This window comes from Achromobacter sp. (assembly GCF_036567245.1).
Lineage (GTDB): Bacteria > Pseudomonadota > Gammaproteobacteria > Burkholderiales > Burkholderiaceae_B > Achromobacter.
In genome coordinates this window covers 18,753-27,327 of sequence record NZ_DATCUY010000143.1, presented here as the reverse complement: position 1 = coordinate 27,327, position 8,575 = coordinate 18,753, and the positions used below count along the sequence as shown (strand labels likewise).

Annotated in this window: 7 protein-coding genes; 5 read left to right on the top strand and 2 right to left on the bottom strand. The window is 64.3% G+C overall.

Features of this window, described 5'->3' with window-relative positions:
- Positions 1 to 11: 11 nt before the first annotated feature.
- Complete coding sequence (locus VIR09_RS06420) at positions 12 to 1,631, bottom strand: methyl-accepting chemotaxis protein (RefSeq protein WP_332012113.1); 1,620 nt, start codon at positions 1,629 to 1,631, stop codon at positions 12 to 14.
- A gap of 654 nt (positions 1,632 to 2,285) precedes the next feature.
- On the opposite strand from VIR09_RS06420, the gene greA reads away from it, so the two are divergent.
- The gene (gene greA / locus VIR09_RS06415) at positions 2,286 to 2,762 is read left to right on the top strand and encodes a transcription elongation factor GreA (protein WP_041654241.1); all 477 of its coding nucleotides are present in this window, start codon (positions 2,286 to 2,288) and stop codon (positions 2,760 to 2,762) included.
- Positions 2,763 to 2,892: 130 nt separating this feature from the next.
- Here greA and VIR09_RS06410 read toward each other — a convergent pair whose 3' ends face one another.
- Entirely contained in the window at positions 2,893 to 3,492 is a 600-nt protein-coding gene (locus tag VIR09_RS06410) for a YhbY family RNA-binding protein (protein ID WP_332012112.1), read from the bottom strand.
- A gap of 18 nt (positions 3,493 to 3,510) precedes the next feature.
- Here VIR09_RS06410 and VIR09_RS06405 point away from each other — a divergent pair, with 18 nt between their 5' ends.
- The 4 genes from VIR09_RS06405 (at position 3,511) to glmM (ending at position 8,448) form a co-directional block, all read left to right on the top strand.
- Entirely contained in the window at positions 3,511 to 4,143 is a 633-nt protein-coding gene (locus VIR09_RS06405) for an RlmE family RNA methyltransferase (RefSeq protein WP_332012111.1), read from the top strand.
- Between the two features lie 214 nt (positions 4,144 to 4,357).
- Positions 4,358 to 6,244, top strand: coding sequence for an ATP-dependent zinc metalloprotease FtsH (gene ftsH / locus VIR09_RS06400; protein WP_332012110.1), 1,887 nt, complete (start codon positions 4,358 to 4,360; stop codon positions 6,242 to 6,244).
- 18 nt (positions 6,245 to 6,262) lie between these two features.
- Positions 6,263 to 7,108 carry a dihydropteroate synthase gene (gene folP / locus VIR09_RS06395; RefSeq protein ID WP_041654233.1) on the top strand — a complete coding sequence of 282 codons (846 nt, stop codon included), beginning with the start codon at positions 6,263 to 6,265 and terminating at the stop codon, positions 7,106 to 7,108.
- On the top strand, positions 7,105 to 8,448 hold the full coding sequence (gene glmM, locus VIR09_RS06390; protein WP_332012109.1) for a phosphoglucosamine mutase: 1,344 nt from the start codon (positions 7,105 to 7,107) through the stop codon (positions 8,446 to 8,448). The genes folP and glmM overlap by 4 nt, the downstream gene beginning before the upstream one ends.
- Positions 8,449 to 8,575 lie beyond the last annotated feature (127 nt).

The window sequence follows — 8,575 nt, the reverse complement described above, 5'->3', positions numbered from 1 at the left end:
GGCTGGCGCGCCTAGGTGCGCGACAGGCGCGAGGCCGCGGCCGTGCGGGGCAACTCCACCGGCGCTGCCTCGATCACCTGTCCTGATTGCGTCTTGAACACGGAAGTGGCCTCCGCCAGGCGCCGCGCCTGCTCCTCCATCGCGGCCGCCGCAGCCGAGGCTTCCTCGACCAGCGCGGCGTTCTGCTGCGTCACCTCGTCCATCTGCGTGATCGCCAGGCTGACCTGGTCAATGCCGCCGGCCTGCTGGGCCGAGGCCGCCGAGATTTCAGCCATGATCGCGGCCACGCGCTGCACCGATTCCACGATTTCCTGCATGGTCTGGCCGGCGGCGGCCACTTGAGCCGATCCGGCGGCCACGGTATCGACCGAGGCCTCGATCAGCGTCTTGATCTCCTTGGCGGCCTGCGCGGCGCGCTGGGCCAGCGAGCGGACCTCGCCGGCGACCACGGCGAAGCCCTTGCCCTGTTCGCCAGCGCGCGCGGCCTCCACTGCGGCGTTCAACGCGAGGATATTGGTCTGGAAAGCGATGCCGTCGATCACCGACACGATGTCCGAAATCCGTCGTGAACTGTCCGAGATGCCGTGCATGGTGGCGACCACCTGTTCCACGTTCTGGCCGCCGCGCTGCGCCACGTCCATGCTGACCGCGGCCAGCTGATTGGCCTGGGCGGCGTTTTCGGCGTTCTGCTTGACGGTGACCGCCAGCTCTTCCATGGTCGAGGCCGTTTCCTCGAGCGCCGCGGCCTGCTCTTCGGTGCGCACCGACAGGTTGGCGTTGCCCGCCGCGATTTCGGCCGAACCCACGTTGATCTCATCGACCCCTTGTCGTACCGACGTTACCGTGCGGGTCAGGCCCTCCTGCATGCGCTTGAGCGACGCGAAGAGCACGCCGATCTCATTGTTGGAGCGGGTTTCCACGCGGTTCGTCAGGTCGCCGGCCGCGATGCGGTCGAAGTGCCTGCCGGCCTCCTGCAGCGGACGCAGCACGGCGCGCCGGATGAACGCCCAGCACAGCGCGGTCAGGAGCAGGGCGGCCGATATCAGCGCGACCGCCGAGATCCGGGCGGTGGCATAGGTCTGCTCGGAGCTTTCCAGCACGCCGTCGCTGCGCTCCTGGACCCGGGCCAGGAAGGCTTGCATGTCTTTCATGAAGTAGGCGTCGGCCTGGGGCAGCCGTCCCTCGTCCTGGCGGTACTTGGCTGGCGAGCGTTCCTTGAGGTTGGATTCCAGTGTGTCCAGGATGGCGGCGTACTCGGTGAAGCGCCCCTGCAGCGTCTGGGCCAGCTGCTGGCCGCGCGGACTCTTGGGCACGGCCATGTAGCGGGCGAAGCGCTCGCGAGCCTGCTTCAGGTGGCTGGCGGCTTCTTCGCCGGCCAGCCCGGCCTGGTCCATGCCGCCGGCCTGCATGGCAGCCATGCCCGCACCGAGCGCCAGCCGCGCGCGCAGCAGGGCGGCGTTGGCCTCGTAGAGCGGGTCGACCTGATGGACCGCGACATTGTTCAGGTCCTTGATCTCGGTCACGCTTTTCTCGGCGTTCATCCAGCTCAAGCCGCAAGCCAGCGCCAGGGCGATGATGAAGCAGCCCAGAACCAGCAGCATTCCTGTACGGACTTTCAGTTTTTCCAGCATGAGAGCTCCTCGTTCTTGAACGCGATCCGCCGCGTGCGGGAACGGTCCAGGCCGCCCGCCGCGTGGCGGAACGGCGGACGTCGCGCCGGATGACTGCGATGCGTCCGCCACCACTGCAAACACCCGCAAAAACAAGACTCTTGCGCCTGGCTCGTGCTTACGGTCTGCCGGCCCTGGCCAGACGAAAGTTCTCTGAGTGCAAATGTATTTAATTGTTATTAATGACACAATTTGTTGTTTTATACTGCTTCAGTCCGACTTTTCTGGCGTTTTTGGGAGTTGTGCTTTGGCTGTGTCGCAAAAAACTATCGAAGAGTAGTTTTTACACAACACATGCGCCACGCTGGCGCGGCCGCCGGCCTGCACAGCCCGGTTTTCCGACGAATCCGACAAACTGGAAGAAATGACGGGTTTTAGCGGGTTACAGCAGCGAAATGCAGCGAAAACGGCGTTTTCTCCAGCGGCTTGCAATTCCCGTGGACTTTGACCACAATATGACCTTGATTGCCCCGGTTCCGACCCGAGCCGGGGTTTTGTTTTGGTCGTCCGCGCCGCTCGTCACTCGATACCCCGATCGACTGCGCGCGCCAGGGTTACGACCTTCACCGAGAACGCTCCGTCCGGGGCGTTTTCTACTTTTGTTTGGGAAACGACATGTCTGCCATTCCTTTGACCGTGCGCGGGGCCGAGCGCTTGCAAGAAGAGCTCCAGCGGCTGAAAACCGTGGAACGTCCTGCCGTTATCAACGCGATCGCTGAAGCGCGTGCGCAGGGTGATCTGTCGGAAAATGCCGAATATGACGCTGCTCGCGAGCGCCAAGGCTTCATCGAGGGCCGGATTGCCGAGCTTGAAGGCACGCTTTCCAATGCCCATTTGATCGACCCTACCGCCCTTGAGGCCGAAGGGCGCGCCGTGTTTGGCGCTACCGTCGACATCGAGGACCTGGATTCGGGCGATCGTGTGACGTACCAGATCGTCGGCGACGTTGAAGCCGACATCAAGTCGAACCTGATTTCCGTGTCGAGCCCGGTGGCGCGCGCGTTGATCGGCAAGAGCGAAGGCGACGTGGTCGAGGTCGTGGCCCCGGCTGGCGTTCGCGAGTATGAAGTCCTGGGCGTCCGTTACATCTGACGCCAACGTAGTAAGCTGGATGTTGTCAAAACACCATAGTCCGAACCGTGCGTTCGACTGAATTCCGCGGTTTAATGCGGATCGCTATGGTGGACCGGGCGCGTAAAGCGCCCGTTTTTGTGCCCGGCGCTTACCTTTTCGACGACTTGCGGCTGGTGCCGCTGCGTGCTCCGGCCCGCAGGCTGAGCGCGCTGCCGCCGCGGCGGGGAATGCCGTGAGCGCTGGCGGTGGTCTTCTTGGTGCCGGGACGCATGGGCTTGCCGTTCTTGTTGAGCTGGTCCTGGGGCACGAAGCGCGTCTTCGGCTTGGGCTCTTCGGATTCGCTGCGGCGCGGACGCTTGGCCAGGGTCTTGCCTTCGGCGGCCAGCTTCTTGGGCGTATGCGGCTCGGAGGCGCGGCGCTTGGCGGGGCGCTCGGGTTCCATGGCGGCCAGCGCGGCGGGCTTGATATTGCCGGCCAGCGGGCGGAACAGGATCAGCGTCTTGCCCAGGTGGTGTACGGGAGCGCAGGAAAGCGTGTCGCAGATGGTCGACAGCATTGCGTCGCGGGCCTCGCGGTCATCACCGCCGGCGCGCACCTTGATGAGGCCATGCGAAGTCAGTGCCAGGTCGATTTCCTTGAGCACGGCTTCGGTCAGGCCATTGTCGCCAATCAGGACGACGGGGCGCAGAGGGTGAGCGGCGGACCGAAGGTCGCTGCGCTCACGAGAGGTAAGTTCTAATATAGGCATGCGTGGAATTGTACGGTAATGGCCAAGAATAAATTCTCCAAAGACTGGATTCACCAGCACATCAACGATCCCTATGTGAAGCTGGCGCAACAGAAGGGCTACAGGGCCCGCGCCGCCTTCAAGCTGATCGAGATCCTGGATACCGAGAAGCTGATGCGCCGGGGCGACCTGGTGGTCGACCTGGGCTCGGCGCCCGGCAGCTGGTCCCAAGTGGCGCGCGAGCGCCTGGCGGGGCCGGGCGGGATCGTGGACGGACGCATCATCGCGCTCGATCTGCTGCCCATGGAGCCCGTCGCGGGCGTCGAATTCATCCAGGGCGACTTCCGCGATGATGAAGTTTTGAAACAATTGGAAGACATGGTCGGATCGCGCGCGGTGGACCTTGTTATTTCCGACATGGCCCCCAACTTGTCAGGGGTGGGTATTGCCGATTCCGCGCGCATCCAGCATGTGTGCGAGTTGGCGATGGAATTCTCCTGCGCCCACCTGAAGCCCAACGGGGTGCTGATCGTCAAGGCCTTCCACGGCAGCGGCTTTTCGCAGATCGTGGAGTCCTTCAAACAGCGCTTCAAGCGGGTGGTCGAACGCAAGCCGAAGGCATCGCGGGACAAATCCTCCGAAACCTTTCTGGTTGCGCGCGATCTGAAGTAGCCCGGGTCCGGGGCGCGTCGCCCCGAATTCGAAAAACTCACAGCCTGCCGGGACAACGACCAGAAAATTCGCGAATCAGACAAAACTTAGAGGGGCTCAGCCATCCCGGGACGCAATCAGGTCTGACAGGGTAGAATGAGCTATTGACATACTTGTGACTGTGCCATATGCGGGTGCGCGGTCGCTGGTCGGAATCGAAAGCAGGAGATCGACCTTGAATAATTCATTTTCGAAAGTCGCTGTCTGGATGGTGATAGCCCTCGTGCTGTTCACCGTCTTCAAGCAGTTCGACGGACGCGCTCAGACCCAGGACGGCGTGACCTACACGCAGTTCATGGACGACGCCAAGGCGGGACGTATCCGCAAGGTCGACGTCCAGGGCGACGTGCTGTACGTTACCCCCGATGCAGGCCGTGCCTATACGCTGACTTCGCCGGGCGACCTCTGGATGGTCTCCGATCTGCTGAAGTATGGCGTCCAGGTTTCGGGCAAGCCGCGCGAAGAGCAGTCGTTGCTGATGAGCATCTTCGTGTCGTGGTTCCCCATGCTGTTGCTGATCGGCGTCTGGGTATTCTTCATGAGGCAGATGCAGGGCGGCGGCAAGGGCGGAGCATTCAGCTTCGGCAAATCGCGCGCCCGCATGCTCGACGAAAACACCAACCAGATCACCTTCGCCGACGTCGCCGGCTGCGACGAAGCCAAGGAAGACGTCCAGGAGCTGGTAGATTTCCTGCGCGACCCCAGCAAGTTCCAGAAGCTGGGCGGCCGCATTCCGCGCGGCGTGCTGATGGTCGGCTCGCCGGGTACCGGCAAGACGCTGCTGGCCAAGGCCATCGCGGGCGAAGCCAAGGTGCCGTTCTTCAGCATCTCGGGTTCCGACTTCGTTGAAATGTTCGTCGGCGTGGGCGCTGCCCGCGTGCGCGACATGTTCGAAAACGCCAAGAAGCACGCTCCCTGCATCATCTTCATCGACGAAATCGACGCGGTGGGCCGCCAGCGTGGCGCCGGCCTGGGCGGCGGCAACGACGAACGCGAACAGACGCTGAACCAGATGCTGGTGGAAATGGACGGCTTCGAGTCCGGCCAGGGCGTCATCGTCATCGCCGCGACCAACCGTCCCGACGTGCTGGATCCCGCGCTGCTGCGTCCGGGCCGTTTCGACCGCCAGGTCGTGGTGCCGCTGCCCGATATCCGCGGCCGCGAGCAGATCCTGAAGGTCCACATGCGCAAGGTTCCGCTGTCGCCCAACGTCGACGCGACCGTCCTGGCGCGCGGCACCCCGGGCTTCTCCGGCGCCGATCTGGCCAACCTGGTCAACGAAGCCGCGCTGTTCGCCGCCCGCCGCAATGGCCGCACGGTCGACATGTCCGACTTCGAAAAGGCCAAGGACAAGATCATCATGGGTGCGGAACGCCGCTCCATCGTGATGCCCGAAGAGGAACGCAAGAACACCGCGTACCACGAGTCCGGCCACGCGATCGTCGCCCGCCTGCTGCCCAAGACCGACCCGGTCCACAAGGTCACCATCATCCCGCGCGGCCGCGCGCTGGGCGTGACCATGCAGTTGCCTGAGACCGACCGCTACAGCATGGACAAGGGCCGCCTGCTGTCCACCATCGCCGTGCTGTTCGGCGGCCGCATCGCCGAAGAACTGTTCATGGATCAGATGACGACGGGCGCCTCGAACGACTTCGAACGCGCCACCGCCATCGCCCGCGACATCGTCACGCGCTACGGCATGACCGACGAGCTGGGCCCCATGGTCTATGCCGAGAACGAAGGCGAAGTGTTCCTGGGCCGCAGCGTCACCAAGACCACGCACATGTCCGAAGCCACCATGCAGAAGGTGGATACCGAGATCCGCCGCATCATCGACGAGCAGTACGGCGTTGCGCGCAAGATCCTGGAAGACAACCGCGACAAGGTCGAAGTGATGACCGCCGCGCTGCTGGAATGGGAAACCATCGACGCGGACCAGATCAATGACATCGTCGAGGGCCGCCCGCCGCGTCCCCCGAAGACGCCTCAGGGCCCGTCGGACACGTCCGACACGCCGCCCACGGGCTTGGCGGCAGGTGGCAATACGGCTGCCGCTGTCTGAGGCCGCTCATCCTGAGTTATGGCAAATAACTTCCTTTGCGGGCGCTTCGAGTTTGATCTCGAGCGCCCGCTTGTCATGGGTATCGTCAACGTCACGCCGGATTCCTTTTCCGACGGCGGCCAGCACGACGATACGGATTCCGCAGTGGCGCATGCGCGCCAATTGATCGCCGAAGGCGCCCAGATCCTGGACCTGGGCGGCGAGTCCACGCGTCCCGGGGCCGATCCGGTCTCGGTGGCCGACGAGCTGGCCCGGCTGCTGCCGGTGATGGAGGCGCTGCGGGATTGCGGCGTGCCTCTGTCCATCGACACGTTCAAGCCCGAAGTCATGCGCGCCGTGCTGGATGCCGGCGCGGACATGATCAACGACATCTATGGCTTCAGGCAGCCCGGCGCCGTCGAGGCAGTGGCGCATTCGCGCTGCGGGCTATGCGTGATGCACATGAAGGGCGAACCCCGCACCATGCAGGCCGCCCCGCCCGAATACTCCGACCTGATCGGTGAGATCGGGCTCTTCCTGGGGGCTCGCGCGCACAAGCTGCGCGCGGCCTGGATCGACCCTCGCCGCATCGTGCTGGACCCGGGCTTCGGCTTCGGGAAGACGGGCGACCAGAATTTTCAACTGCTGCGCCGGCTGTCCAGCTTGCGCAGCGCCGGCTATCCATTGCTGATCGGCCTGTCGCGCAAATCCATGATCGGCCAGGCTACCGGCCGACCCGTGGGCGACAGGTTGCCCGGCAGCATCGCCGCAGCGCTTGCCTGCGTGGCGCGTGGGGCGTCCATCGTGCGTGTGCACGATGTGGCGGCCACGGTCGACGCGCTCAAGGTATGGCACGCGGCAGAACAAGGAGCAATCAGTTCATGATTCGACGTAAATATTTCGGTACCGACGGTGTCCGCGGTGAAGTCGGCGGTCCGGTGATCAACGCCGAATTCGCCCTGCGCCTGGGCTACGCGGCCGGCCGAGTGCTGGCGCGCGAACATGCCGTGCGCGGCGGTTCCCGCCCGCAGGTCGTGATCGGCAAGGACACGCGGATTTCCGGCTACATGCTGGAATCGGCGCTGGAAGCCGGCCTGTCGGCCGCGGGCATCGACGTGTTGCTGGCCGGCCCGATTCCGACGCCTGCGGTGGCCTACCTGACCCGTGCGCTGCGCTTGGTGGCAGGCATCGTTATCAGCGCTTCGCACAATCCGTACCAGGACAACGGCATCAAGTTCTTTTCGGCGCAGGGCATGAAGCTGCCCGACGAGATCGAGGCCGACATCGAAGCCGCCCTGGATGAGCCGCTGGGCTGCGTGAGCTCGGAAGCGCTGGGCCGCGCCCGCCGCATGGGTGACGCGCAAGGCCGCTACATCGAATTCTGCAAGAGCACCTTCCCGAACGACCTGGACCTCAATGGCATGAAGATCGTGGTGGACGCCGCCCATGGCGCCGCCTACAACATCGCTCCCCATGTGTTCCGCGAACTGGGCGCCGAAGTGCACGCCATCGGCGTCAACCCGGACGGCTTCAACATCAACAAGGGCGTGGGCGCGTTGCACCCCGAATTGCTGGCCAAGGAAGTCAGCGCCCGCGGCGCCCAACTGGGCATCGCGCTGGATGGCGACGCCGACCGGCTGCAGATGGTGGACGGCGAAGGCCGCATCTACAACGGCGACGAACTCATGTACGCCATCGTCCGCGAACGCATGCAGCGCGGCAAGGTGGACGGCGTGGTCGGCACGCTGATGACCAATTTCGGCTTCGAGCGCGAAATGCAGCGCCTGGACGTGGGCTTCGAGCGCGCCAACGTCGGCGACCGCTACGTGCTGGAGCAGATGCAGGCGCGCGGCTGGCTGTATGGTGGCGAGAGCTCCGGCCATCTGCTGTGCCTGGACTGCCATTCGACCGGTGACGGCATCGTCGCCGCGCTGCAGGTCCTGACCGCGCTGCGCCGCAATTCAGTCGGGCTGGCGGGATGGGTGAGCGACCTGCGCATGTACCCGCAGAAGATGATCAACGTGCCGTTGGCCCCCGGCCAGGACTGGAAGACGCACGCCGGCCTGAGCGCCGCGCGCAAGGCCGTCGAAGCCGAGCTGGACGGCCGCGGCCGCATCCTGATCCGCGCTTCGGGCACGGAGCCGAAGCTGCGCCTGATGGTCGAGGCCGAAGACGAAGCCCTGGCCGTCTCCTGCGCCGAGAAACTTGCGGCCAGCCTGGGATAAACGCCGGCTCTGATTCCAAGCAAGGCCACCCGGTGCGTGACGGGTGGCCTTTGTTTGTTCAGGGTCTGTATACATTTGTAAAGTTTTGTCGATTTGGGCGGGAGATTGATTTAGCTGCCCCGAACTA

What these genes read in the sequence shown, in the direction of transcription:
- VIR09_RS06420 (WP_332012113.1), bottom strand. Translation starts at nt 1,631, where the DNA reads ATGCTGGAAAAACTGAAAGTCCGTACAGGAATGCTGCTGGTTCTGGGC.
- greA (WP_041654241.1), top strand. Translation starts at nt 2,286, where the DNA reads ATGTCTGCCATTCCTTTGACCGTGCGCGGGGCCGAGCGCTTGCAAGAA.
- VIR09_RS06410 (WP_332012112.1), bottom strand. Translation starts at nt 3,492, where the DNA reads ATGCCTATATTAGAACTTACCTCTCGTGAGCGCAGCGACCTTCGGTCC.
- VIR09_RS06405 (WP_332012111.1), top strand. Translation starts at nt 3,511, where the DNA reads ATGGCCAAGAATAAATTCTCCAAAGACTGGATTCACCAGCACATCAAC.
- folP (WP_041654233.1), top strand. Translation starts at nt 6,263, where the DNA reads ATGGCAAATAACTTCCTTTGCGGGCGCTTCGAGTTTGATCTCGAGCGC.
- glmM (WP_332012109.1), top strand. Translation starts at nt 7,105, where the DNA reads ATGATTCGACGTAAATATTTCGGTACCGACGGTGTCCGCGGTGAAGTC.